This is a genomic window from Poseidonibacter sp. (assembly GCF_041821165.1).
GTDB lineage: Bacteria > Campylobacterota > Campylobacteria > Campylobacterales > Arcobacteraceae > Poseidonibacter.
The window spans coordinates 1-26,002 of sequence record NZ_JBGUES010000017.1 but is presented as its reverse complement, the minus strand read 5'-3'; the positions used below and the strand labels follow the sequence as shown (position 1 = coordinate 26,002).

Annotated in this window: 23 protein-coding genes; 15 read left to right on the top strand and 8 right to left on the bottom strand. The window is 28.3% G+C overall.

All coding sequences use genetic code 11. The features are described 5' to 3' along the window. The 5 genes from bluB to ACERKK_RS02985 all read right to left on the bottom strand — a co-directional run. Window positions 1-621 (bottom strand): 5,6-dimethylbenzimidazole synthase (gene bluB / locus ACERKK_RS03005; protein ID WP_373771594.1); only part of this gene is annotated, 621 nt, incomplete at its 3' end. A gap of 5 nt (window positions 622-626) precedes the next feature. Next, entirely contained in the window at window positions 627-929 is a 303-nt protein-coding gene (locus tag ACERKK_RS03000; RefSeq protein WP_373771593.1) for a hypothetical protein, read from the bottom strand. Between the two features lie 62 nt (window positions 930-991). After that, entirely contained in the window at window positions 992-2,782 is a 1,791-nt protein-coding gene (gene asnB, locus ACERKK_RS02995; RefSeq protein WP_373771592.1) for an asparagine synthase (glutamine-hydrolyzing), read from the bottom strand. 6 nt (window positions 2,783-2,788) lie between these two features. Next, window positions 2,789-3,694: an AEC family transporter gene (locus ACERKK_RS02990; protein ID WP_373771597.1), complete on the bottom strand. Its 906-nt coding sequence runs from the start codon at window positions 3,692-3,694 to the stop codon at window positions 2,789-2,791. 106 nt (window positions 3,695-3,800) lie between these two features. After that, window positions 3,801-5,333, bottom strand: a complete 1,533-nt coding sequence (locus tag ACERKK_RS02985; RefSeq protein WP_373771596.1) for an inorganic phosphate transporter — start codon at window positions 5,331-5,333, stop codon at window positions 3,801-3,803. 305 nt (window positions 5,334-5,638) lie between these two features. On the opposite strand from ACERKK_RS02985, the gene ACERKK_RS02980 reads away from it, so the two are divergent. Continuing rightward, on the top strand, window positions 5,639-5,851 hold the full coding sequence (locus ACERKK_RS02980; RefSeq protein ID WP_373771591.1) for a hypothetical protein: 213 nt from the start codon (window positions 5,639-5,641) through the stop codon (window positions 5,849-5,851). A gap of 9 nt (window positions 5,852-5,860) precedes the next feature. Here ACERKK_RS02980 and ACERKK_RS02975 read toward each other — a convergent pair whose 3' ends face one another. The 3 genes from ACERKK_RS02975 to accB form a co-directional block, all read right to left on the bottom strand. Then, window positions 5,861-7,414, bottom strand: a complete 1,554-nt coding sequence (locus ACERKK_RS02975; RefSeq protein WP_373771590.1) for a DEAD/DEAH box helicase — start codon at window positions 7,412-7,414, stop codon at window positions 5,861-5,863. A 242-nt stretch (window positions 7,415-7,656) separates the two neighbouring features. Next, a complete protein-coding gene (locus ACERKK_RS02970; RefSeq protein ID WP_373771589.1) occupies window positions 7,657-9,009 on the bottom strand; it encodes an acetyl-CoA carboxylase biotin carboxylase subunit in 1,353 nt (450 codons plus the stop codon). Window positions 9,010-9,021: 12 nt separating this feature from the next. Then, complete coding sequence (accB, locus tag ACERKK_RS02965) at window positions 9,022-9,483, bottom strand: acetyl-CoA carboxylase biotin carboxyl carrier protein (protein ID WP_373771588.1); 462 nt, start codon at window positions 9,481-9,483, stop codon at window positions 9,022-9,024. Between the two features lie 166 nt (window positions 9,484-9,649). Here accB and ACERKK_RS02960 point away from each other — a divergent pair, with 166 nt between their 5' ends. The 14 genes from ACERKK_RS02960 (at window position 9,650) to ACERKK_RS02895 (ending at window position 25,878) form a co-directional block, all read left to right on the top strand. Beyond that, on the top strand, window positions 9,650-10,084 hold the full coding sequence (locus tag ACERKK_RS02960) for a cytidine/deoxycytidylate deaminase family protein (protein WP_373771587.1): 435 nt from the start codon (window positions 9,650-9,652) through the stop codon (window positions 10,082-10,084). Window positions 10,085-10,105: 21 nt separating this feature from the next. Beyond that, complete coding sequence (locus ACERKK_RS02955) at window positions 10,106-10,675, top strand: class I SAM-dependent methyltransferase (protein WP_373771586.1); 570 nt, start codon at window positions 10,106-10,108, stop codon at window positions 10,673-10,675. Window positions 10,676-10,735: 60 nt separating this feature from the next. Beyond that, on the top strand, window positions 10,736-11,485 hold the full coding sequence (locus ACERKK_RS02950; RefSeq protein WP_373771585.1) for a (Fe-S)-binding protein: 750 nt from the start codon (window positions 10,736-10,738) through the stop codon (window positions 11,483-11,485). Next, on the top strand, window positions 11,482-12,852 hold the full coding sequence (locus tag ACERKK_RS02945; RefSeq protein ID WP_373771584.1) for a lactate utilization protein B: 1,371 nt from the start codon (window positions 11,482-11,484) through the stop codon (window positions 12,850-12,852). The genes ACERKK_RS02950 and ACERKK_RS02945 overlap by 4 nt, the downstream gene beginning before the upstream one ends. Beyond that, window positions 12,845-13,432: a lactate utilization protein C gene (locus ACERKK_RS02940; RefSeq protein ID WP_373771583.1), complete on the top strand. Its 588-nt coding sequence runs from the start codon at window positions 12,845-12,847 to the stop codon at window positions 13,430-13,432. The genes ACERKK_RS02945 and ACERKK_RS02940 overlap by 8 nt, the downstream gene beginning before the upstream one ends. A gap of 26 nt (window positions 13,433-13,458) precedes the next feature. Further along, window positions 13,459-15,651, top strand: a complete 2,193-nt coding sequence (locus ACERKK_RS02935) for an ABC transporter substrate binding protein (protein WP_373771582.1) — start codon at window positions 13,459-13,461, stop codon at window positions 15,649-15,651. Between the two features lie 2 nt (window positions 15,652-15,653). Continuing rightward, window positions 15,654-16,298: a response regulator transcription factor gene (locus ACERKK_RS02930; protein WP_373771581.1), complete on the top strand. Its 645-nt coding sequence runs from the start codon at window positions 15,654-15,656 to the stop codon at window positions 16,296-16,298. A gap of 87 nt (window positions 16,299-16,385) precedes the next feature. Then, complete coding sequence (locus ACERKK_RS02925; RefSeq protein ID WP_373771595.1) at window positions 16,386-17,453, top strand: TRAP transporter substrate-binding protein; 1,068 nt, start codon at window positions 16,386-16,388, stop codon at window positions 17,451-17,453. 126 nt (window positions 17,454-17,579) lie between these two features. Continuing rightward, the gene (locus ACERKK_RS02920; RefSeq protein WP_373771580.1) at window positions 17,580-18,176 is read left to right on the top strand and encodes a TRAP transporter small permease subunit; all 597 of its coding nucleotides are present in this window, start codon (window positions 17,580-17,582) and stop codon (window positions 18,174-18,176) included. Further along, window positions 18,173-19,537 carry a TRAP transporter large permease subunit gene (locus ACERKK_RS02915; protein ID WP_373771579.1) on the top strand — a complete coding sequence of 455 codons (1,365 nt, stop codon included), beginning with the start codon at window positions 18,173-18,175 and terminating at the stop codon, window positions 19,535-19,537. The genes ACERKK_RS02920 and ACERKK_RS02915 overlap by 4 nt, the downstream gene beginning before the upstream one ends. A 215-nt stretch (window positions 19,538-19,752) precedes the next feature. Then, the gene (locus ACERKK_RS02910; RefSeq protein WP_373771578.1) at window positions 19,753-22,593 is read left to right on the top strand and encodes an FAD-binding and (Fe-S)-binding domain-containing protein; all 2,841 of its coding nucleotides are present in this window, start codon (window positions 19,753-19,755) and stop codon (window positions 22,591-22,593) included. 71 nt (window positions 22,594-22,664) lie between these two features. Next, window positions 22,665-23,489 (top strand): peptidyl-prolyl cis-trans isomerase, encoded by an 825-nt coding sequence (locus tag ACERKK_RS02905; protein ID WP_373771577.1) that lies wholly within the window; start codon window positions 22,665-22,667, stop codon window positions 23,487-23,489. Window positions 23,490-23,499: 10 nt separating this feature from the next. After that, window positions 23,500-24,927: an Asp-tRNA(Asn)/Glu-tRNA(Gln) amidotransferase subunit GatB gene (gene gatB / locus ACERKK_RS02900; RefSeq protein ID WP_373771576.1), complete on the top strand. Its 1,428-nt coding sequence runs from the start codon at window positions 23,500-23,502 to the stop codon at window positions 24,925-24,927. 48 nt (window positions 24,928-24,975) lie between these two features. Beyond that, entirely contained in the window at window positions 24,976-25,878 is a 903-nt protein-coding gene (locus ACERKK_RS02895; protein WP_373771575.1) for an NAD(P)H-dependent glycerol-3-phosphate dehydrogenase, read from the top strand. The last annotated feature ends 124 nt before the right edge of the window (window positions 25,879-26,002 follow it).

Sequence of the window (26,002 nt, the reverse complement as noted above, 5' to 3'; positions counted from 1 at the left end):
CTTGTTTAATATAAGATTGTTTTTTTTCTTTTTCTTTTTCCATCCAAGTTTTTTTAGTTCAGGTTCATCATAAAATTCTTTTGTATAACCAAAACATAAGTAAGCTATAAATTTATAATCTTTTTTATTTATATCAAAAATTTTATTTATCTCTTTTGGTTTTAAAATAGATACCCAACCCATACCAATATTTAAAGCACGTGCTGTTAACCACATATTTAATATTGCACAAACAACTGAATACTCCCCAGCTCTTTTCATATATGTTTGTCCTAAAACATTTTTTTTGCTTTTCTTATAATAAACAGCAATATTAATATCTGATTCTTTTATACCTTCAAGCTTTAAATTTTTATATAAAGGCTTATCTTTAAATAACTCTTTACTTTTGTCATAAACTTTTGAAAAGTGATTGTAAACTAAATCTTTTTTTTCTTGATTAACGATTACAAATCGCCATGGTTGAGAGTAACCAACAGAAGGTGCATTTAGTGCAGAGTCTAAAATACAGTTTAATTTCTTTTTAGAAATTTTTTTAGGAATAAAGTTATTACCTCTAACATCACGTCTTGAGATAATAATCTTATTTAAAACTTTTAAGTCTTTTTTTGTAAATTTCATCTTTTTTAAATAGAAAAGTCATGAAGATCTTTAAATAAAAATGCTTCAACAATTTCATCAATACTTTTTTGCGTAGGAGCAACTAATGCAATAATACCTTCATCCATAAAAGGCCAAACATATTCTTGATCATTTATAACAACAACGGCATCAATCCATTCTATAATATCTTCACGTCTATTAACAAAATCTATATTTGATATTTTACCTTCCTCTAAAGTAATAAATGCCCACGATTTATTTTCTTCAATTGAAGCTATTATACATTCATCTCTATTATCTGAGTCTACTGGAATTAAAACTGTCATTGTTTCCTCTTATTTATACTTATAATATATTTATATTTTTGATGATTTTACAATGATTTATCTTAAGAAAGATACTCTTTTTTAAACCATAAAGAAAATATATATAATGAGTATAAATGTTGCTTAAATTTTCTATTTTTTGCTAATTCGTATATATGTAAAATATACTCATTGTTAAATAAATTTGTTTCATTATTCACTTCTAGAATAACTTCAATTATTGAGTTTCCATACTCTTCATTTAACCATTCATTAAAAGGAGAGTTAAATCCCTTTTTTGTTCTATTAATAATTTGCTTTGGAATATATTTTAATGCAATTTTCTTTAATAAATATTTATTTGTATTACCAACTTTAATATTTGAATCAACAGAAAATAAATAATTAACTAAATTATAATCTAAAAATGGTGTTCTTACTTCAAGTGAATTTCTCATTGAGATTCTATCAACTTTAGATAATAAAGATTCTCCTAACCAAATTTTTAAATCTATATAACTCATCCAATCAACTGGATCATTTTTTGGTTTTTCACTTTTATAAGTTGGTACTTTATTAAAAAGTTTTTTTCTTTGAATATCTGTATAGATTTCACCAAATGAATTATATAAAGTTTGTTTCTTAACTATTCGTCTTAGGTACTCACTCTCTTTAGTATTATTTTGTAAGGCAGAAATAATTGTATTTAAAAACTCATTTTGACCATTTGATAAAGTTTTTTCAAACTCATAATATTTTAAAAATTTTGCATAATTATCATAACCTAAAAATATTTCATCACTACCTTCACCTGATAAAACTGTTTTAATTCCACTTTGATGGATTTTTTTAGTCAAAATGTTTAAAGGAATAGCTGCGCTATCTCCATGAGGTTCCTCAAGAGCATCTAAAGTATCTTCAAAGTGTTCAATATAGTCTTTACGGCCAATTATGACAGGATTGTGGTTTGAATTGATGTGATTTGCCGTAATTTGGGCATATTCAAGCTCACAATAGTTCTTATATTCATCATATCCAACAGAAAAAGTGTTTATTTTCTTTCCTGATATCTTTGAATATAAAGCTGAAATTAGTGAGCTATCAATTCCACCACTTAAAAGTGAAGCAACTTCAACATCACCTGTTAATCTAGATTCAACACTTTTAAATAAAATTTCTTCAATATCTTTAAGTGCTAACTCTTCACTATGAATTTTTTTATAGGTATTTATTTTATAAAATCTTTTTTTTATTAAGTCATTTGATTTATCTGGTTCATAAACCATATACGTTGCAGCTTCTAATTTTAGAATATCTTGATAAAAAGTATCTTCACCATAAGAAACAAAATACTGCATATATTTAGCAAGTGCAACTTTATTTAGATTTGGTTTTTTAGGCAATAAATTTAGGATAGATTTTATTGATGATGAAAAGATAAATCTATTATTTTTGAAATAGTAAAAAAATGGTTTTTTTCCATATCTATCTCTTGCACAAAAATATCTATTCATTTTTATATCATAAATACAAAAAGAGAACATTCCATTTATTTTATTTAAAAAATCATATTTATACTTTTGATACAATCTAATAATTACTTCTGTATCAGATGCCGTTTTACAAACTAACTCTTCATCAATAATTAATTCTTTGTAATTATAAATTTCGCCATTAAATACAATTAATATATCATCAAATATCATAGGCTGATTCGCCTCTTCATTTAAATCAACAATTGCAAGTCTTGTATGACCAAATTGATTATTATCTATCTTAATACTGTTTTGATAATCAGGACCTCTATTATTTAAAAATTCAAGTGATCTTTTAAAGTCATTTGATAAAAAATTTGTTCCTATAATTCCACACATAAATACCTACTTAATAAAATATTCAATAATTTGAATATAAAAATATAATAAAAAAACAAAAAGAGTTGAAGATACTAAAATAGAAGCTGTTACTTCATATGGTTTACAATTGTATAAAGCTGCAAGATTTACATTATTTACTGCAAGTGGAACCATTAATTCCATAATTAAAATTGATGCTATCATTACATTTAAATCTGTAAAATTTAAAATAAAAAACAGTCCTATAAATGGTAAAAAAATATGTTTTACAAAACTAATATGTAAGGGTGCATACCATGACATATTTTTAATTTTTACCTTTGATAAATACATTCCAAATATTAATAATTGTATTACCATAGAAGTATATGCGCCCATTTCTAAAGCTGAATAAATATTTTTACCTATTTCAATACCATTATAATTTACTAAAAGTGCTAAAAATGCAAACCAAATTCCAGGTATTTTTAGGATTGAGAAAAGTGCATCTTTTAGTGAAAAGTTTTCCCTTGCGAAGAAATATACAGAAAAAATATAAATGAAGAAGATATTTGCAATATTAATAATACTTGTATAAGGAACTGATTCTATTCCAAATAATGCAATACCTAAAGGTATTCCTAAATTTCCAGTGTTTCCAACTAATGCAACAGCTAAATAGATTGATTGGTCTTTTCGTTCTTTAAATATCATTTTATTTATAAGCAATAAGATAACTAATACAAAAAGAACAATAATAAGATAAATAATAGGGGTTGCCATAAATTCATAATCAATTGGAGATTTAGTTAAGCCCCAAAATATTAGGATTGGTTGGAAAAAATAAAGAGATATTAAAACAAGTGTTCTTTCATCAATTTCATCTGTAAAGATTTTTTTTGCAGTAAACCCCATTAAAATAAAAAAATAAATTGGTAAAACAGATAGTATAGCTTCGATAGTATATCCTGATTAATTTTTTGTGATTTTAGCATAATATACTATAAGCTAATGTTTATCACAAAAAAATTAATCACGAAAAGTCATAATTATAAAATTAAGACATAATTCCTTTAATCATAAAGAAAATTGCAGCTGATAACATAGCAGCAGCAGGAACTGTAATAATCCATGCAGCAATGATTTTTTTAACTGCATCTCTTTTTACATATTTAACACTTTTTGCATCTTTTACGTCTTTTTTCTCTTGTTTAACTATTTCTTGTTTCTCATCAATACTTTTATAAAGTTCAACAATTCTTACATAGTTACTTTTAGATTTTGATTCTATTTTTTCTAAATTTACAAGTTCAGAAGTCATAGAGTCTAATTCTTTTTTATGTTTTTTGAATTTTTTTCTAACTTCTTGTAAAAATCTAGTTTCATGTGAATCTAAATATTCTCTTAGGAATCCAACACCAAATACACCACCAACAGCAATATGAGTTGAAGATACAGGTAAACCTAATTGTGAAGCAATAATTACAGTAATAGCAGCAGCCATAGCAATTGAGAATGCTCTCATTTGATCAAGTTCAGTAATTTCAGAACCAACTGTTTTAATAAGTTTTGGACCATATAAAGCAAGACCAACAGCAATACCTAAAGCACCAACTGCCATAACCCAAAATGGAATATCAACTTTACTTGAAATCTCTGAACTCATAATCGCATCATTAATAGCAGCTAATGGCCCAATTGCATTTGCAACATCATTTGCACCATGAGCAAAAGAAAGAAGAGCAGCAGCGAAGATAAGTGGAATTGTGAATAAAGTATTTACACTAACTCTATTATTATCAAGTTTTTTTGCAGCTTTTGCAATTAAAGGTTTAACAACAATAAAAACAACAACAGCAATAACAAGCCCGATTCCAGCAGCTGTATAGAAATCAAGTTTTATAAGTTTTTTAATACCTTTTAATATTAAATAAGTAGAGAATGCCCAAGACATTAAAGCAATTAAATAGGGTACAACAATTGTTGCAGAAGTAATCATATCTTTTTTATAGACAATCTTGGTCTTTATTAAATAAAGGAATCCAGCAGCAATTATACCACCAAGTACGGGTGATATTACCCATGAAGCAGCAATTTTTCCCATTGTATCCCATGAAACAATTGCAAAACCAGCAGCAGCAATACCAGCTCCCATAACTCCACCAACAATAGAGTGCGTAGTTGAAACAGGTGCACCAACTGAAGTAGCAAAGTTAAGCCATAATGCAGCTGATAATAAAGCAGCAGTCATTGCCCAGATAAATATTTGAGGGTCTGAAATTAAAGCAGGATCAATAATACCTTTTTTAATTGTCTTAACAACATCTCCACCAGCGATGAATGCTCCTAGTGCTTCAAATATAGCAGCAACAATAATTGCCCACATTAGTGTCATTGCTTTTGCGCCAACAGCAGGACCTACATTATTTGCAACATCATTTGCACCAATATTCATAGCCATATATGCACCAAAAACTGCACCTATAATTAGAAATGAATTATTAGGTACATCTCCGTGAGAAGTGTATGACCATAGAAATACAATCACAACAAATAATAGAGCAAGAGAAAGCTTTGCAAAACCTGGCATTGTTTTCTCCGTAGCCTTATCCAAGCTGTCTATAGTTTTAATATCCAAAAGTAACCCTTTTTGTAACCATTTTGTAGTTTAATTTAAATAGTATTTTAATAGATAAATACTTACTAAATCTTTAATTAAGCTTAAAACAATTATAGCTTAAGTACTTATTATATGAAACATATCTATATTTTATGACAGCTAAATTTTAAAATTTACAAATTATTAATAAATTATTTTACTTATTAAAATTGACAATTTGATGCTTTTTATATATAATATCTATAAAATATAGTTAAATAATTAAAAGGATTACTATGAGTATTACAATATTAACTAAGAATGATTTTCCAAGTATAGAAAAGATTAAAACTGAATTTGATGTATTTAGAGTGATTTATATAAAAACAAAAGGGAAATTAGAGATTATAGAATTTTTTAATAAAGATGGAGTTTTTAGAGGATTTGGAAGAGATTCCAAAGCTGCCTACAAAAAAGCGAAGAAAGCTTTGAAAAAATATTATAAATAAAAGAAGAGATTAGTCTCTTCTTCTATTTCTTTCTCCACCACCAGATCTACCATCTGATCTTCCACCAGATGAACGACCGTCAGATCTTCCACCAGATGATCTACCATCTGATCTTCCACCACCAGATCTTCCACCTCTTGAGTCAGAACCTCTAGAACCGCCTCTGTTTCCACCTCGGTAGCCACCTCGACCACCTCTGTTTCCACCTCGACCACCTCTGTCATCACCTCCACCTCTTTGAGCGTTTTCGATTAGTCTTTGGATATCACTTTCAGATTTACCAATAGTGTTTGTTCCTTGAACATGAGTAGAAGCAGTTAACATTGAAGCTAATTTAAATGCAATTGTAGAAATATCAAAATCTTCTTTTAAATCTTCAACTAATTCTAAAGCATAGTTTTTAATTTCTTGAGCTTTGATTTCTTCTTTTAATGCAGTTACTTTTTTCTCTTTAACTGAATCAATATTAGGAACAATTTTAGATTCTAATTTTGTACCAATATTTTTTTCAATTTTTTGTAACATTCTAAACTCATGAGGAGTTACAATAGAAACAGCAACACCTTCTTTTCCAGCTCTTCCTGTTCTACCAATTCTGTGAACATAAGATTCTGGATCAAATGGTAAATGGTAGTTAAATACGTGAGATACGTCATTTACATCTAATCCTCTAGCTGCAACATCAGTAGCAATTAAAATTTCTAATTTAGATGATTTAAACGCTCTAATTACTTCTTCTCTTTGTCTTTGCTCCATATCACCATGAAGACCTTTTGCCATAAATCCTTGAGAAACTAAGAAAGTAGATAATCTATCAACTTCTTTTTTTGTTCTACAGAAAATAATAGATTTAGTAGGGTTTTTGAAATCGTATAATCTAATTAAAGCATCATCTCTTTCTCTTTCATCAACAACATAGAATGTTTGTTTAATTTTAGAGTTAGTTACATCTTTTTTAGTTAATGTAACAAATTCTGGTTCTTTTAAAATAGTTTTTGCAAGATTTTTAATAGCTTGAGGCATAGTTGCAGAGAATAATAAAGTTTGTCTATCATCTGGCATAAATGTAAAGATTTCTTTGATATCATCTAAGAATCCCATATCTAACATTTCATCAGCTTCATCTAAAATTACATAAGATGGTTTAATATTAATTTTTCCACCTCTTAATAAATCTAAAAATCTTCCTGGAGTTGCAACAATAATAGAAGATCTATCAATATTTCTTAATTGCATAGAGTATGATTGTCCACCATATACAGTTGCTGTATTAAAGTTTAAGTTTTTCCCAAATCTAAATAATTCATCAGATACTTGCATTGCAAGTTCTCTTGTTGGTACGATAACTACAGCTTCTACGCCTTTTTGACCTTTCATCATGTTAATAACTGGAAGTCCGAATGCTGCTGTTTTTCCTGTACCTGTGTGTGCTTGTCCAACCATATCTTTTCCAGATAAAACGATAGGTATCGCTTCTTGTTGAATTGGACTTGGTTCTTTAAAACCAGCATCGTCGATTGATTTTTGTAATTGCTCTTTGAAATTGAATTCTTTAAAAGTCATTTTTTACCTTAGTATATTTAATTAAATAATACACACGGTTATATAAGTTCGATGTTATCTCCCATAAATGTACGATTAAAACGCAATTCGAGTCTTGCAAAGTTGAAGTTAGTTTATCAAAAATGAATCTTTGATATGATATCAAAGTAGAATGGGTATATATATAAATGTGTATAATTTCGCGGATTATAGCTAGTTTTAGATTAATTTAAGCTTTATAAAAGGGCTAAGTGCCCTTTTATTTAGATATCGTCTAAACTTTTGTAGTTTTCTAAGTATTTAGTATCATAATTGTTTGAGATAAAGTCTTCATTTTCCATCATTTTTTTGTGGAATGGAATAGTAGTTCTAATTCCATCTACTTCAAACTCATTTAAAGCTCTTTTCATAATGTTAATAGCTTTATTTCTATCTCTTCCCCATACAATTAGTTTTCCAACCATTGAATCATAATAAGGAGGTACAACGTAACCTGCGTATAAATGTGAATCAACTCTTACGTTTCTTCCACCTGGTACCATCCATTGTGTTACTTTTCCTGGACTTGGTAAGAATGAATTTGGATCTTCTGCTGTGATTCTTACTTCAATAGCATGACCTCTAAATTTAATCTTTTCTTGTTTTGGTAATTCTTCACCTTGGGCAACTTTAATCATCCATTCAACAATATCAAGTCCTGATACCATTTCAGAAACTGGATGCTCAACTTGAAGTCTTGTATTCATTTCCATGAAATAGATGTTTTGTTTATCATCAGCTAAGAATTCAAATGTACCAGCACCTTCATATTTTAAATATTTAGTAGCTTTAACTGCAACATCATGTAAATGTGCTCTTGTTTCATCATTTAATAAAATTGCAGGTGATTCTTCAATAACTTTTTGATGTCTTCTTTGTAATGAACAATCTCTTTCACCTATATGAATAGCGTTTCCATGAGAATCTCCAATAACTTGAACTTCAATATGTCTTGGGTTATTAATAAATCTTTCTAAGTACATAGTACCATCACCAAATGCGGCTAATGCTTCAGAAGATGCAGCCATAAATAACTGATCAAAATGATCCTCATCATTAATAAGTCTCATTCCTCTTCCACCACCACCAGCAGAAGCTTTTGCCATAATTGGGTAACCAATTTCAGCAGCAACTCTTCTACCTTCCTCTAGTGTATGAACAGCTCCATCAGAACCAGGAACAACAGGAACACCTGCTCTTACCATCTCTTCTTTAGCTTTAGATTTATCAGCCATTTTTTCCATTACTTCAACAGAAGGACCGATAAATTTAATATTGTGTAATCTACAAATTTCTACAAAATCTTGGTTTTCAGATAAAAACCCATATCCTGGAAAGATTGCATCACAACCTGTCATTTCAGCAGCAGTAATTAATGCAGGAATATTTAAGTATGATTCAGAAGATTTAACTCCACCAATACATACAGCTTCATCAGCATGTTTTAAATATGAAGCATTTTTATCCCCAGCACTATAAACAGCAACAGACTTTTTTCCCATTTCTCTAATAGTTCGAATAGCTCTTTGAACTATTTCACCTCTATTAGCAATTAATATTTTTTTAATTTCTGCCATATCAATATACTACTATATTTTTTCAATAACAAATAATGGCATATCATATTCTACAGGAGAACCATCTTGAACTAAAATTTCTAAAATTTTACAATCATATTCAGCTTCAACTTCATTCATAATTTTCATTGCTTCTAAAATACAAAGAGTTTGACCTTTCTTAACTGTATCTCCAGCTTTTACAAATGCAGGTGCTTCTGGTGATGGTGATGCATAATAAGTACCAACCATTGGTGATTCAATTGTATCTCCAGTTACAGCAGCTGGTGCAGCAGTTTCTGTTGCAGTACTTACTGCAACTGGTGCAGCTGGTGCAGGAGCAGATGCAACTGGTGCAGCAGCAGTAGTTACAACTGTTCCACCTTCAAAACCAGTTTGCATAGATATCTCAAATTCTCCATCTTTAACTTTTAATTTATTTAATTCACTTTTGTCAAATATTCTTATTAATTCTTTGATTTCTTTAAAATCCATATCTAGCCTTTTTCGTTTAGTCAATTTTTTTTTAGATATTAGCACAAGTTTGATGAAACTTTTATTTTTATTATCATTTTAAAGCATACTTTAAGTTTGAAGGCTGGATTTTCAAAAAAATTAAACAATCAATTGGCTATAATCAAAAAAACCTATTAGGATAAGTATGTTAAACGATAAAAACTTTATAAATATAGCAAAAGAGATTGCTAGTGCATCAAAATGTGTATCAAAACAAGTAGGTGCTGTTATTGTAAAAGACGGAAGAATTCTTTCAACAGGGTACAACGGAACTCCTGCTGGATTTACAAATTGTAGAGACCATTGGGATGGAGAATATACAAAAGATCATCATGAATGGTCAAAAACTTATGAAATTCATGCTGAAATGAATGCAATTATTTGGGCAGCAAGAAAAGGTATATCTATTGAAGGTGGAACAATATATGTTACACTTGAACCATGTAGTGAATGTTCAAAAAATGTAATTGCAAGTGGTATAACAAGAATTGTTTATGAAAAAGCATATGAGCATACTAATTCTGAAATTATTTCTAAATTTATTAAAGATAATAAAGTATTAATAGAACAAGTAAAATAATTAAATAAAAAGACTAAATAATTGGCACAAGAAAACAATCATAAATTTTATAAAAATGTAGTAGATAGATTTGGCATAAGCGCAAAAGGTGTACATTGGAACTCTGAATATTCACAGTACAAAAGGTTTGAAGTTCTAACAAGTTTTATAGAAGAGGATTTATCAAACAGTATTATAGTTGATGCAGGTTGTGGTTTTGCAGAATATTATAATTATTTATTTGATAATGATCAAAAACCCAAAAAATATATTGGTATTGATTGTGAAGAGATTATGATAAACAAGGCTTCAAAAAGATTTATTGGTACAAATTTTTATGTAAAAAATATTTTAGAAGATGACTTACCAATAGGTGATTATTATATTTGTAGTGGGGCTATGAATATTCTTAATAAAGATGAAGTATTTACTTTTATACAAAATTGTTTTAATGCATCAACTAATGCTTTTATATTTAATTTTTTAAAAAGTGATTCATTTAATAATGTTACAGTAAGTCAAGTATTACAATATTGTAAAACACTAACTAAAGAAATCAAGGTAAAAGATAATTATTTACAAAATGATATTAGCATATATTTAAAGAAATAAAATATCATACATATTTCATACACAAAGTATAAAATAACTTAACTAATATAAGGAGTTTATATGAAAATAGGTTTATTTATTCCATGCTTTATGAATGAACTATATCCAGATATTTGTAAGTCAACTTACAAAATATTAAAACAACAAGGTCTGGATATTGATTATCCTTTAAATCAAACATGTTGTGGACAACCAATGGCTAATTCAGGATGTTCAAAAGATGTTGAAACTCTAGCAAAACAATTTGTTAAAATTTTTAAAGACTATGATTATATTGTTGCACCAAGTGGTTCATGTGTATCTATGGTAAAAGAGCATTATGCACCATTTTTTGATAATGATAAAGATTATAATAAAGTAAAAGCTTCAATTTATGAAGTATGTGAATTCTTACATGATGTTATTAAACTTGAAAATTTAAATTTCAATACATCTTTTCCATATAAAGTAGGTTTACATAATTCATGTCACGGACATAGAGTTTTAAAACTAGCAACTGCAAGTGAACTTAATATTCCTTATAACTCAAAATTAAAAAATCTTTTAGAAAAAGTTAATGGTATTGAACTAGTAACATTAAAAAGAGAAGATGAATGTTGTGGATTTGGTGGAACTTTTTCTGTTGCAGAAGAAGATGTATCAATTGCAATGGGAAAAGGTAGAATCAAAGACCATTTAGATTCACATGCCCAAGTAATTACAGGTGCAGATATGTCATGTTTAATGCATATGGATGGGATTATTAATAGAAATAATCATCCAGTAAAAGTAAAACATATCGTTCAAATACTTTTAGGAGAAGAACTATGAGTACACACCCAGAAAATGCTAAAAAGTTTGTAGCAAATGATGAGAGAATGCACTGGCATGACCAAGCTTTATGGTTTGTGCGTGAAAAAAGAGATTTAGCTTCTAAATCAATTCCTGAGTGGGAAAAATTAAGAGAATATGCTAATCAAATCAAAACTCATACAATGGCAAATCTTGATAAATATCTATTAGAGTTTGAAAAAAATGCAAATGCAAAAGGAATTACAGTTCATTTTGCAAGTGATGCTAAAGAACATAATGAAATTGCTTATAAATTATTAAGTGAAAGAAATGTTAAAAAATTAGTTAAATCTAAATCAATGTTAACAGAAGAGTGTCATTTAAATCCTTTTTTAGAAGAAAGAGGAATAGAAGTAATTGATACAGATTTAGGTGAAAGAATTGTTCAATTAAGAAATGAACCACCATCACATATTGTATTACCAGCAATTCACCTTAAAAAAATGGATGTATCTGATACATTTCATAAATATTTAGGCACTGAAAAAGGTAATGATGATCCTACATATTTAACAAGAGCAGCTAGACACTCACTTAGAGAAGATTTTCTTACAGCACAAGCTGGAATGACAGGTGTTAACTTTGCGATTGCTCAAACAGGTGGAGTTGTTGTTTGTACAAATGAAGGAAATGCTGATATGGGAGCATCTGTTCCAAAATTACATATTGCCTCTATGGGGATTGAAAAAATAATCCCAAGATTAGAAGATTTATCTGTATTTACAAGATTATTAGCAAGAAGTGCAACAGGTCAACCAATAACTTCATATACTTCACATTTCCATGGTCCTATTGATGGTGGAGAGATGCATATTATTATTGTTGATAATAAAAGAAGTGAATTTTTAGCATCTGATAAATATAAAAAAGCATTAAACTGTATTAGATGTGGTGCTTGTATGAATACTTGTCCAGTATACAGAAGATCAGGTGGTCACTCATATGAATACGTTATTCCAGGACCAATTGGTTCAATTTTAGGTTCAGTAAAAGAACCAGAAAAACATAGTTCTTTACCATTTGCTTGTACTTTATGTGGTTCATGTACAAATGTATGTCCTGTAAAAATTGATTTAGATTCTCAACTTTATGCAAGAAGACAAGATTTATCTGAAATGAATTTAATTGATCCTACAAAGAAAAAAGCAATGAAAATCACAGCATGGTTAATGACTAAACCAAAATTATTTGACTTTGCAGGAAAAATGGCTAGAAAAATTGTGCCAAAACTTCCAGATTCTATTGTTTATAATAAAGCAAATGTTTGGGGGAAACAAAGAGATATGCCAAAAATGGCAGAAAAAAGTTTTAAAGAGATGTTTGAACAAGGAGACTTAGATGACTAGTAAAGAAAAGATTTTACAAAATATTAAAGATAATAATGTAGTAATAGATGTAGATTTACCTTCTTATGAAAACTTTGGAATTACATTTGAAAATAAGTTTGAAAGATTCTCAACAATGATTGAAAGTGTTGGTGGGAAAGCTTTAGTAGTTGATAAAAAAGATCTTGATAAAACAATTTTAGAACTATATAAAGATGAAAAAAATATAGCATCAAATGTAGAAGATTGTACTCTTGGAAATTTTGATGCAAATGCTCAAGATGATGCGCATAAATTAAGAGATATTGATTTAGCAATTGTAAAAGGTAATTTTGCAGTAGCAGAAAATGGAGCAATTTGGATGAAAAATCCAGATAATAAACATAGATCATTATATTTTATTGCACAAAATATTGTAATTGTAATTGATGAAAAAGATATTATAAATAATATGCATGAAGCTTATGAAAAAATAAATTTTGAAAATGCAGGATATGGAGTATTTATTTCAGGTCCTTCAAAAACTGCTGATATTGAACAATCATTAGTTATTGGGGCTCATGGGCCTAAATCAGGGTATGTAATTTTTACTAAATCTTGATATAATAGCTAAATAGAGGATTATAAATGAAAAAGATACTACTATTTAGCTTACTTTTTTTTGCATTTTTACAAGCACAAAATATAAAAGAGGTATTATTACTTCACTCATATCATAAAGGATATATTTGGAGTGATGATATTTCTAAAACTATTGAAAAAAAGTTTGCACCTACAAAAAACATTGAATTAACAACAGTATATATGGATACAAAAAGAGTTTCTAATCCTAAATATATAGATAACCTTGCACATCTTTATAAAGAACAATTTCAAGACAGAAAATTTGATTTAATTATTGCTAGTGATAATAATGCATTTGAATTTACAATAAAAAATCATGATTATTTATTTAAAGATTTACCCGTACTTTTTTGTGGTATAAACAACTTTAATAAAGAAATTCTAGAACAAAATAATATGAGTAAATATACAACAGGTGTTGTTGAACAAGTTGATTTAGAAAAGAATTTTGAATTAATACATCAAATACATCCAAACTTAAAAAAGCTTTTAATTATAAATGATAAATCAAAAACAGGTTATGCTGTAAAAAAGAATTTAGAACCAATAATAGATAAATATGAAAACAAGTTTGATATAGAATATATTGATAATTTAGATATTGATGAAATAAAAGAAAAAGTTTCTAAATTAGAAAAAGGCAGTGTTGTATTATTTGTATTATTATTTAAAGATACAACAGGAAAGTATTTTACATATAAAGAAAGTTTTAAACAAATTAGAGAATCAAGTAATGCACCAATTTATGGCCTATGGGATTTTTATATTAATTATGGAATTGTTGGTGGACTTTTAACTTCGGCAATAGGTCAAGGCGAAGCCGTTTCTGATATGGCCATTAAAGTATTAAATGGAACAAAAATATCTGATATTCCGATTTTAGAAAAATCTCCAAATAATTATATTTTTGATTACAATGAATTAAATAGATTTGATATAGATATCTCAAAGTATTTAGATGATTATATTGTAATAAATGAACCAAGTTCAATTTATAGAGATTATACAAAATATTTTGTTATATCAATTTGTATAATTATGATTTTAAGTATTATAGTTTTAGTTTTAAGAGCAAATATAATTAGTAGAAAAAAAGTTGAACTTGCATTATCAAATAGACTAGAGTTTGATAAAGTTTTATTAGATACTATTCCAAATCCAATTTATTATAAGAATACGGATGGTAAATTTTTAGGATGTAACTTAAGTTTTGCATCACTTGTAAATAAAAGTAGAAATGAAATCATTGGAAAAACAGTTTTTGATTTTTTCCCAGTGGAAGTTGCTACGAAAAATACGGGTATTGATAAAGAACTTTTAGAAACATTTTCAACTAGTACATCAGAATTCACATTTTATACAAGCTCAAATAATATGAAACATATTATTTTAAATAAAGCTGTTTATAAAAACTCAGATGGAAGTGTTGGTGGTATTGTTTGTATTATGGATGATATTACAGAAAGAGTACAACAAAAACAATTTTTAATACAACAAAGTAAACTAGCAGAAATGGGTGATATGGTTGCTGCTATTGCACACCAGTGGAATGAACCTTTGGTTGAATTATCAGCACAAGTACAAGATATACAAACATCTTATTTACTAAAAGAGTTAAAAGACATTGAAGTAAAAGATTTTGTAAAAGACTCTATGATTCAAATAAAATACATGTCAAGAACTCTAAGTGATTTTAGAAACTTCTTAAAACCATCAACTAAAAAAATGCTTTTTTCAATTTCAAAAGCATTAAATGAAATAAATGAGATTATTGGTAAACAAATCTTTTATTCAAATATAAATATGAAATTTAATTATGTTAATAAAAATGAAGAACTACTAATTTATGGCTATGAAAATGAGTTTAAACAAGTTCTTTTAAATTTAATTAATAATGCAAAAAACAAAATTGTTGATAGAAATAAAAATACACATGATAAGGGTAATATAGATATTAATATAGAAAGATGTCTAAATTATAATACAATACAGATAATAGATGATGCAGGAGAAATTGATGAAAAAATTATTTCTTCAATATTTGAACCATATTTTACAACTAAAGAAAATGGAACTGGAATAGGTTTATATATGGCAAAAGTTATCATTGAAGATAAAATGAGAGGTAGTATTAGTGTAAAGAATAAAGATAATCATGTTATCTTTACAATAAAAATGCCTCATAAAAAGGTTTAAAAATGAAAGTTCTACTATTAGAAGATAATAAAAAATTAAATCAAACAATAGCAAAAAGACTTAAACTAAAAGGGTATCAAGTTGAAGCTTGTACAGATGGTTTAGCAGCATATGAAAAAATCACTGATGGTTTTTCTTGTTTTATTTTAGATATAAATGTCCCAAATATAGATGGAATAAAAATATTAAAAAAAATTAGAGAATATTATCCCGAAGTTCCAGTAATTATAATTTCAGCAAGTATTGAACTTGATATTATAAAAGAATCTTATGATTTTGGATGTAATGACTTTTTAAAAAAACCATTTTTTATAGATGAACTAGAAATTAAAATAGAAAAACTATGTAAAATTCAAGATGAATTGATATATTTTGATGAGAAATGCTATTTTGATTATAAATCATCATCTGTAATAATTGATGATAAAGAACATAGACTTACAAAAAAAGAAAAATTGCTAATGAATCTTTTTTTAACAAAGAAAAATCAAGTATTATCATATGAAACAATTGAGAATTATGTTTGGGAAGGAAGCTTTGCTTCACTTGAATCAATAAGAAGTCTAATAAGACGCCTAAGAAAGGTACTTATTCATGATTATATTCAAACAGTTGTGGACACAGGATATATATTTAAAGCAACATAACTTTTACATTTTGGGCTATAAATATCATATCATTATCATTCTTTGTCGTTAGAATTGAAAGATAACAAATCAAAGGAGAGAATGATGATGTTAAAAACAACTACAAAATTACTTGTAACTTCAGCACTTATTGCTGGATTAGCTACTTCAGCAATGGCGAAAGAAAAGGTTTACAAGTGGAAGCTTGCAACTACATGGGGTTCAACTTTAAGTCCATTTTTTGATGCACCTACAAATATGTCAAAAATGGTTGAAGAGATGTCTGATGGAAGACTTAAAATTAGAGTTGATGCTTCAAACAAACATAAAGCAGCACTTGGTATTTTAGATATGGTTAAAGGTGGTCAATATGACATGGGTCATAGTGCATCTTATTATTGGAAAGGTAAAGATATTAATACTTTACCATTTACAACTATGCCATTTGGTATGACAACTCCTGAGCAATATGCATGGTTCTACTACGGTGGTGGTATGGACTTAATGAAAAAAGCTTATGCACCTCATAAAGTATTATCATTCCCTGGTGGAAACACTGGAAATCAAATGGGTGGATGGTTTAGAAAAGAGATTAACTCACTTGATGATTTAAAAGGTCTTAAAATGAGAATCCCTGGATTTGCTGGTGAAGTTATGGCAAAATTAGGATTAACTGTTACTAATATCGCATCTGGTGAATTATATACATCATTAGAAAGAGGTACTATTGACGCTCTTGAATGGGTTGGCCCTGGAATGGATATCAAGATGGGATTCAACAAAATCGCACCTTATTATTACACAGGTTGGCATGAACCAGCAACTGAATTACAGTTCTTAGTAAATGAAAAGAAATTTAATAAATTACCAAAAGATTTACAAGCAATCTTAGTTACAGCAATGAAATTATCTGCATATGATATGTATATTCAAAATTACCATATGAGTTCTGAAGCATGGACTAAAATCGCAACTGATTATCCAAACATTAAAATCAAAACTTTCCCTAAAGAAGTTATGGATGCAATGAGAAAAGCAAATGCTGATTTATTAGAAGAAAAAACAAAAGGTCAACCATTATTAAAAGAGATTTTAGATTCTCAAGCAGCTTACCAAAAGAAAGCTAGAGAGTGGACTAAAATGTCTGATTACTTATACTTAAAAGACAATTTATAAGAATGAATACTAACTCTAAAATAATAGAGTTAGTATTTACTTATCACAATAATAATATAATAGGTTTACTAAATATATAAACTTTATTTATATTTACTGACTTATTACAACTTCTAAAGGATTTTTATGCTGTTAAAACTAGAAAAAGGTTTTGATAAATTTGCAAATGTCATAGGCTATATTACTGCAATAGTAATGGTACTTATGATTCTAAATGTATTTTATGATGTAGTTATGAGATACTTTTTTAGATCAGGAAGTATAGCTATGCAAGAGATGGAGTGGCACTTATTCTCTATAATTATTTTACTTGGTATTTCATATACATTAAAAGAAGATGGGCACGTAAGAGTAGATTTAATCTATGATACATTAAGCCAAAAGAAAAAAGCAATCATTAATATGGTTGGAGTAGTTTTATTTATTTTACCTATTGCAATTTTAATTGGTTATGGTTCAATTGATTATGTAGTTGAGGCATTCCAATCAGGAGAGCAAAGTGGAGATCCAGGTGGATTAACAAATAGATGGTTAGTAAAATCACTTATTCCAATATCGTTTTTATTTTTAATAATTACTTCAATTGGTTTTTTTATTAAAAACTTAAATGTTTACAAAGGTTTACATCCTATTCCTAATCATGGAATAAAAGATGAAGTAGAACATATTTTAAATGATGTAAAAAAAACAAAAGAAAATCTACATAAAGGAGAAGATAAATGATTGGTATTATCATGTTCTTTGCTGCACTGTTAATGCTATTATTTGGTTTTCCAGTAGCATTTACTTTTGCAGCAGTATCAGTATTATTTGGTTTAATCGCAGGTATTGTTGAAGTTGGTTTTGATGATGGGATTGATGTTGCTTTACTTGATGGAATTGATGAAGGTATAGCAATGTTTGACTTTATGCCTTTTAGAATTATGTCAATTATGCAAAACACAATTTTAATGGCAGTTCCAATGTTTATTTTTATGGGTATTGTTTTACAAAAAACTGGTTTAGCTGAAAGATTATTAGAATCTATGGGATTCTTATTTGGTGAAATTAGAGGTGGAGTTGCTATTTCAACTGTACTTGTTGGTTCACTTCTAGCAGCATCAACGGGTGTTGTTGGAGCTTCTGTTGTTGCAATGGGTGTTATTTCACTTCCTGTAATGATGAAATATAAATACAATGTTCCTTTAGCAACAGGAACTATTTGTGCTTCTGGAACACTGGGACAGATTATTCCACCTTCAATTGTTTTAATTATTTTAGGTGATGTATTCCAAGTTCCTGTAGGTGATTTATTTAAAGCAGCAATCTGGCCTGGTCTTGCACTTGTTGGTTCATATATTTTATTTATTGTTATTGTTTCATACTTTAAAAAAGATATGGCTCCTGCAATTCCACCTGATCCTTCAAGAGGTTCAAAAGCAAAACAAGTAAGAAGAGCTTTAATTGATATTATTCCTTCATTAACATTAATTTTATTAGTATTAGGTTCAATTTTTGCGGGTGTTGCAACTCCTACTGAATCATCAGCTGTTGGTTGTTTAGGTGCTATTGCTTTAGCATTTGTTTATAGATCATTTTCAATTTCTATGGTAAAAGAAGCATCTTTAGAATCTGTAAAAATCACATCAATGGTATTTGGTATTTTAATTGGTGCAACAGCATTCTCAATGGTATTTACTTACACAGGTGGAGATGAAGTAGTTGAACACTTTATGTTAAGTTTACCAGGTGATGAGAAATGGGGATTCATTATCTTTACAATGATTGCGATTTTAATTTTAGGATTCTTTATTGACTTCGTTGAGATTTCATATATTATTGTTCCTATTTTAGTTCCAATTGCTATGAACTTAGATATTAACCCTGTTTGGTTTGCAATTTTAATTGCAATGAATTTACAAACGTCATTCTTAACCCCACCATTTGGCTTCTCACTTTTCTATCTAAAAGGTGTAGTTCCAGCAACTGTTAGAACTATAGAAATTTATAAAGGTGTGTTACCATTTATTATAATTCAAATTATAGTATTAATGTTAATTGCATTCTATCCTGAATTCTTTGGAATTAATCCAAGTCTTTCATGATAGTATTTAAGTAAAAGGGTCTCCCTTTTACTTTTTTATAAAGAAAAAATATGCATATTTTTACCAAACTAATCTCAAACCTAATTTATCAAGTAAGCGATAGAATGTTTGCTTTTATTTACGATCCTCAACAAAGAATTTATACTGTACCACGTCTAGAGTGATAGACATCCTTTTTAAAAAAATATATAATATAAAACTTTAAAGGATTAAAAATGTTAGAAGGTAAATACCAAGATTTTTACAATCAAATTACAAAGAAAGTTTCTAGTGAAAATATTTTCACTGATAAATTACATACATTAGCTTATGGAACTGATGCATCTTTTTATAGACTAATTCCAAAAATTGTGATTAAAACTGATAATGCACAAGAAGTTCAAGACATCATTAAATTAGCAAATGAACTTGAATTAAGTATTACATTTAGAGCAGCAGGGACTTCATTATCAGGTCAAGCTATTAGTGATTCAATTTTAATAGTAACATCAAGAAAATTCACAGATTTTAAAATTGCTGATGATAAAAGTTTTATTTCACTTCAACCTGCATTAACTGGTGCTCAAGTAAATAACTTACTAGCAAAATACTCTAAGAAAATTGGACCTGATCCAGCTTCAATAAATGCTGCTATGATTGGTGGAATTGCTGCTAATAATGCATCTGGTATGTGTTGTGGTATTTCTCAAAATTCATATAAAACATTAAAGTCTATGAAATTAATCTTTGCAGATGGTACAAAACTAGATACAGGAAATGAAGATAGTAAAAATGCATTTAGATTATCTAATGCAAGTTTTTTAGAGCAATTAAAACAGTTTGCAAGTGAAACAAAAAACAATGATGAATTAAATAAAAAAATTCAAAAAAAATATAAAATCAAAAATACATGTGGTTACTCTTTAAACTCACTTATTGATTTTGATGATGAGTTTGAAATATTACAGCATTTAATTATTGGTTCAGAAGGGACATTAGCCTTTATTGAAGAAATTACATACTATACAGTTGAAGATTTAAAAGATAAAGCAAGTTCATTAATTTACTTCAAAGATATTAAAGAAGCATGTTCAGCAGTTACAAAATTAAAATTAGCAAAAGAAGCAAATAAAATTGTTGTTGATGCTGTAGAACTAATGGATAGAGCAGGTTTATCAAGTATTGAAAATGACCCTGCTATGCCTGAGTTTATTAAAGATTTTGATGAAAATGTAACAGCACTTTTAATTGAAACAAGAGCTGCTAATAATGAAGAGCTTGATATTCAAACTGCTCAAATAGAAAAACTATTAGAAGAGTTTAAAGTTGTAAGAGATATTCATTTTACAAAAGATGTAAAAGAGTACACACTTTATTGGAAAATTAGAAAAGGTTTATTTCCAGCTGTTGGAGCAGTAAGAGAAACAGGAACTACAGTAATCATTGAAGATGTTGCTTATCCTATTGAATGTCTTGCAGAAGCTACATTAGAATTACAAGACTTATTTAAAAAACATGATTATAAAGAAGCTTTAATTTTTGGACATGCATTAGAAGGAAACTTCCACTTTGTATTTACACAAGACTTTTCAAATCCAAAAGAAGTGAAAAAATATGATGACTTTATGAATGATGTTGTTAATTCTGTTGCAGTTAAATATCAAGGTTCTTTAAAAGCAGAGCATGGAACGGGTAGAAATATGGCTGCATTTGTTGAAGTAGAGTGGGGTCATGATGCTTATGTAATGATGAAAAAAATCAAAGATTTATTTGATCCAAAGGGTTTATTAAATCCTGGTGTAATTATTAATGATGACCATGAAGCACATTTAAAAAACTTAAAATCAATGCCTGCAACAAACCCTATTGTTGATAAATGTATTGAATGTGGATTCTGTGAACCATCATGTCCATCAAATGATATTACTTTAACTCCAAGACAAAGAATTGTGATTAATAGAGAAATATCAAGACTTGAAAGTATTGGCGAAGAAAAAGAAGCTAAAGAGTATAAAGATTTATACCAATATGATGGTTTAGATACATGTGCTACTTGTTCTTTATGTTCATCAGCTTGTCCTGTAAATATTGATACAGGAAGTTTAACTAAACACTTAAGAGCAGAACAATTAAGCGATACTAGTAAATCTGTTGCTTCATTTGTTGCAAATAACTTCTCAACAACTCTAAAAGGTGTAAGATTTGGATTAGCTAGTGCAAATATTGCTCATAAAGTTATGGGAACACCTTCTATGAAAAGTGTTACAAATAGCCTTAGAAGTTTTTCAAATGGTAAAATTGCAAAATGGAGTGAAAACTTCCCAAAATCAACAAATATTGATATAAGATTTAAGCAAAAAGACTTAAAGAAAAAAATGGTTTATTTCCCATCTTGTATTACACGGTCAATGGGATTAAGTGATGTTTCACATGAAGAAAAAGAGTTATTTGATGTTACCGTTGAATTATTACAAAAAGCTGGTTACCAAATAATCTTCCCTGAAAACTTACCAAACTTATGTTGTGGAATGCCAATGTCGTCTAAAGGTTTTAATGAGGCATCTAGTATTAAATCACAAGAGTTAGAGAAAGCTTTATTAAAAGCAAGTCATAATGGTGAATATCCTATTTTATGTGATACAAGTCCTTGTACTAAAAAAATGATGGAAAGTTTTACAAGTAAATTAGAAATAAATGAACCAATTGAATTTACTTTAAAATATTTAGTAAATGATTTAGAATTTACAGCAATAAATGAAGCTATTACAATTCATACAACTTGTTCTTCTAGAAAAATGGGTCTTGAGGATAAGTTTAAAACATTAGCAGAACTTTGTTCAACAAATGTAATAATTCCAGCAGATGTAAAATGTTGTGGATTTGCAGGTGATAGAGGGTTTAATTTCCCTGAATTAAATAAATCAGCATTAAGAAATTTAAAAGCACAAACACAAGGTGCAAAACTAGCATTTTCAACAAGTAAAACTTGTGAAATTGGATTAAGTGAAGAATCAGGACTTGACTATAATTCAATTTTTTATCTTGTAAATAAGTGTACAAAATCTAAAAATTCATAATCTTTTTTAGTCAAAACAGATATTTACCATTTTTTTGGTAAAATGTCTGTTTTATAAAAGAAGGAATTGAAATGTACAAACTTTTATTATCACTATTTATATGTTCTAGTCTATCTTTTGCAAGTATGATCAACGGTGTTGCACTAACTGTTAATGATGAAGCAATTACTCTTTATGACATAGATAAAACAATGTCAGAACAAAATATCTCAAAAAACCAAGCAGTAGGTTTACTTGTTGATAAAATCTTATACGAACAAGTAATCAAAAAAAATCGTATCTCAGTTGATATTTTTGATATAAATACTTATGCAGAGAAATTAGCAAATTCAAACAACATGGATGTTTATACTTTTAAAACAATTGTTACTCAAAAATATGGTGATTATTCTATATTTGAAGAGGATGCAAAAAAAGTTATTACAAGACAAAAACTAATTGAAAGACTAGTTAAAGGTCAATTAAAAATTGCAACAGATGAAGATATTAGTATTTATTATGATAATAATAAAAATAAATTCCAAACAGCAGAGAAATTTAGTGTAGTTCAATACTCTTCAAAAAGAAAAGCATCTTTAGTTTCTACAATTAAAAGCCCTTTAATTGCAAATAAAGAAGTTAAAAGAAATGCTTTTATATTAGAAAATGAAAATTTAAATCCTCAATTACAATATCTTTTAAATGAAACAAAAGCAAATAGTTTTACTCCAATTTTTAGAATAAATGATGAGTTTACAACTATTTTTGTAATTAAAAAAGAGGGAAAAAGTATATTAAATTATGAAACAGTTAAAAGCAAAATATTCAACGATATTATGGAAACAAGAGAAAAGAAATTTTTAAAAGAATATTTTGAAAAAGAAAAATTAACTGCTGATATTAAAATAGTAAGATAAAAGGAAATAGATGTTTGAAGTTATCATAGGATTAGAAGTTCACGTACAATTAAATACAAATAGTAAACTATTTTGTTCTTGTGCAACAAGTTTTGGAGAAGAACCAAATACAAATGTATGTCCAACTTGTTTAGGATTACCAGGAGCACTTCCTGTATTAAATAAAGAAGCAGTGCATAAAGCAATTATGCTAGGAACTGCATTAAAATCAGAGATTAACCAAAAATCTATATTTAACAGAAAAAATTATTTCTACCCAGATTTACCAAATGGATACCAAATCTCACAATTTGAAGTTCCTGTTGTTGGACTTGGTGAATTAACAATTGATTTTCCAGATGGAAGTCAAAAAACAATTGGTGTTACAAGAGCTCACTTAGAAAACGATGCAGGAAAAAGTAAACATGCTGCAAATGAATCACAAGTTGATTTAAATAGAGCAGGAACACCTTTACTTGAAATCGTATCTGAACCGGATATGAGATCTGCTCAAGAAGCTGTTTTATACCTTAAAAAACTTCATTCAATTGTAAGATACTTAGGAATAAGTGATGCAAATATGCAAGAAGGTTCATTTAGAGCCGATGTTAATGTATCTATTAGACCAAAAGGTGCAACTAACCTAAATACAAGATGTGAAATCAAAAACATGAACTCATTTAAGTTTATTGAAAAAGCAATTGCTTATGAAGTAAATAGACATATTGAAGCTTGGGAAGATGGTATTCATGATACTGAGATCGTTCAAGAAACAAGACTATTTGACCCAGAGAAAGGTGAAACTAGATCAATGAGAGGGAAAGAAGATGCTGCTGATTACAGATACTTCCCAGATCCTGACCTTTTACCTGTAATTATTACTGATGAAATGATGGAAAAATATTCACAAATTCCTGAACTTCCAGATGAGAAAAAAGAAAGATATGTAAAAGATTTTGGAATTAAAGAGTATGACGCTTCTGTTATTACAGCATCACTTGAAACAGCTCACTTCTTTGATGAAATGATGAATGAGGGAATCTCTGGTAAAAATGCTACTACATGGCTAACTGTTGAGTTACCATCAAGATTTACAGAAGGTATGACAATTGAAACTTCTCCTGTTCAAGCTAAAACATTAGCAACAGTTGTAAAAAGAATTGAAGATGGAACAATTTCAGGAAAAGCAGCTAAAGAAGTATTAGACTTCTTAATGCAAAAACCTCAAACAGCAGTAGATGCAGTAATTGATGAACTGGGATTAAAACAAGTATCTGATGATAGTGCAATCTTAGATATCATTGATGGAATTCTTGCAGCAAATCAAGATAAAGTAGAGCAATATAAATCAGGAAAAGATAAACTATTTGGATTCTTTGTAGGTCAAACTATGAAAGCTTCAAAAGGTAGTGCAAACCCTGCTAAAGTAAATGACTTACTTAAAGAAAGACTAGCATAAAACAAAAAGAATCTATTTTTATAGATTCTTTTCTTTCAAGGAACAATTATGAATAATACAAAATCTTCAATTGCAGTAATTGGTGCTGGAAAATGGGGTCAAGCTCTTCACTTTGCACTTTCTCAAAATCAAGAAACTTTAATTACTTCAAGAACTCCACGAGATATTAAAAATTTTACAGATTTACAAACTGCACTTAATTGTGAATATCTAGTTATTGCAATTCCTGCACAAGAAATAAGATTATGGTTAAAAAACAATTTTGTAAATAAAAATCAAAAAATATTAGTTGCATCAAAAGGAATTGAAGCATCTAGTGGTGAGTTTCTAAATGAAATTTATTCAGAATATGTTGAAGATAAAAATATTGCTTTTATTTCTGGACCATCTTTTGCAGCAGAAGTAATACAAGGACTACCTTGTGCATTAGTTCTAAACTCAAGATCAAAAAAACTATATAATGAATTTAAACCATTTTTCCCAAAGTTTATTAAAACATATTATAGCTCTGATGTAATTGGTGCAGAAGTTGCAGGAGCATATAAAAATGTACTTGCAATTGCAAGTGGAATTTGTGAAGGTTTAAACTTAGGAAAAAATGCACAAGCTTCTTTAATTTCAAGAGGATTAGTAGAAATGCACAGATTTGGTAAACACTTTGGTGCAAAAAAATCCTCTTTTTTAGGATTAAGTGGAGCAGGTGATTTATTTTTAACAGCTAGTTCTACTATGAGTAGAAACTATCGTGTTGGACTAGGACTTGCTTCAAATAAAAGCTTAGAAATAATACTTGAAGAATTAGGAGAAGTAGCAGAGGGTGTTAAGACATCAGAAGCTATTTTTAACTTATCACAAGAGCATAATATCTATACTCCAATAGCAAATGAGGTAAAACTTGTTTTAGATGGAAAAGACCCTGTAAATAGCTTAAAAGACTTATTAACTTCATAATATGAAATATGAATATATTAACTTTAGTATTTAGTTTTATTGCAGTTTTAGCCCTGCATATATATGCCTTTAGTTTTACATTAAAAGAAAAAGAGCAAAAAGTTGTACATAAAACTAAATACTC

Excerpts from the sequence above, each read along its gene's own strand:
- ACERKK_RS03000 (WP_373771593.1), bottom strand. The coding sequence starts at position 929 with ATGACAGTTTTAATTCCAGTAGACTCAGATAATAGAGATGAATGTATA.
- asnB (WP_373771592.1), bottom strand. The coding sequence starts at position 2,782 with ATGTGTGGAATTATAGGAACAAATTTTTTATCAAATGACTTTAAAAGA.
- ACERKK_RS02985 (WP_373771596.1), bottom strand. The coding sequence starts at position 5,333 with ATGCCAGGTTTTGCAAAGCTTTCTCTTGCTCTATTATTTGTTGTGATT.
- ACERKK_RS02980 (WP_373771591.1), top strand. The coding sequence starts at position 5,639 with ATGAGTATTACAATATTAACTAAGAATGATTTTCCAAGTATAGAAAAG.
- ACERKK_RS02975 (WP_373771590.1), bottom strand. The coding sequence starts at position 7,414 with ATGACTTTTAAAGAATTCAATTTCAAAGAGCAATTACAAAAATCAATC.
- ACERKK_RS02970 (WP_373771589.1), bottom strand. The coding sequence starts at position 9,009 with ATGGCAGAAATTAAAAAAATATTAATTGCTAATAGAGGTGAAATAGTT.
- accB (WP_373771588.1), bottom strand. The coding sequence starts at position 9,483 with ATGGATTTTAAAGAAATCAAAGAATTAATAAGAATATTTGACAAAAGT.
- ACERKK_RS02960 (WP_373771587.1), top strand. The coding sequence starts at position 9,650 with ATGTTAAACGATAAAAACTTTATAAATATAGCAAAAGAGATTGCTAGT.
- ACERKK_RS02950 (WP_373771585.1), top strand. The coding sequence starts at position 10,736 with ATGAAAATAGGTTTATTTATTCCATGCTTTATGAATGAACTATATCCA.
- ACERKK_RS02945 (WP_373771584.1), top strand. The coding sequence starts at position 11,482 with ATGAGTACACACCCAGAAAATGCTAAAAAGTTTGTAGCAAATGATGAG.
- ACERKK_RS02940 (WP_373771583.1), top strand. The coding sequence starts at position 12,845 with ATGACTAGTAAAGAAAAGATTTTACAAAATATTAAAGATAATAATGTA.
- ACERKK_RS02935 (WP_373771582.1), top strand. The coding sequence starts at position 13,459 with ATGAAAAAGATACTACTATTTAGCTTACTTTTTTTTGCATTTTTACAA.
- ACERKK_RS02930 (WP_373771581.1), top strand. The coding sequence starts at position 15,654 with ATGAAAGTTCTACTATTAGAAGATAATAAAAAATTAAATCAAACAATA.
- ACERKK_RS02925 (WP_373771595.1), top strand. The coding sequence starts at position 16,386 with ATGTTAAAAACAACTACAAAATTACTTGTAACTTCAGCACTTATTGCT.
- ACERKK_RS02920 (WP_373771580.1), top strand. The coding sequence starts at position 17,580 with ATGCTGTTAAAACTAGAAAAAGGTTTTGATAAATTTGCAAATGTCATA.
- ACERKK_RS02915 (WP_373771579.1), top strand. The coding sequence starts at position 18,173 with ATGATTGGTATTATCATGTTCTTTGCTGCACTGTTAATGCTATTATTT.
- ACERKK_RS02910 (WP_373771578.1), top strand. The coding sequence starts at position 19,753 with ATGTTAGAAGGTAAATACCAAGATTTTTACAATCAAATTACAAAGAAA.
- ACERKK_RS02905 (WP_373771577.1), top strand. The coding sequence starts at position 22,665 with ATGTACAAACTTTTATTATCACTATTTATATGTTCTAGTCTATCTTTT.
- gatB (WP_373771576.1), top strand. The coding sequence starts at position 23,500 with ATGTTTGAAGTTATCATAGGATTAGAAGTTCACGTACAATTAAATACA.
- ACERKK_RS02895 (WP_373771575.1), top strand. The coding sequence starts at position 24,976 with ATGAATAATACAAAATCTTCAATTGCAGTAATTGGTGCTGGAAAATGG.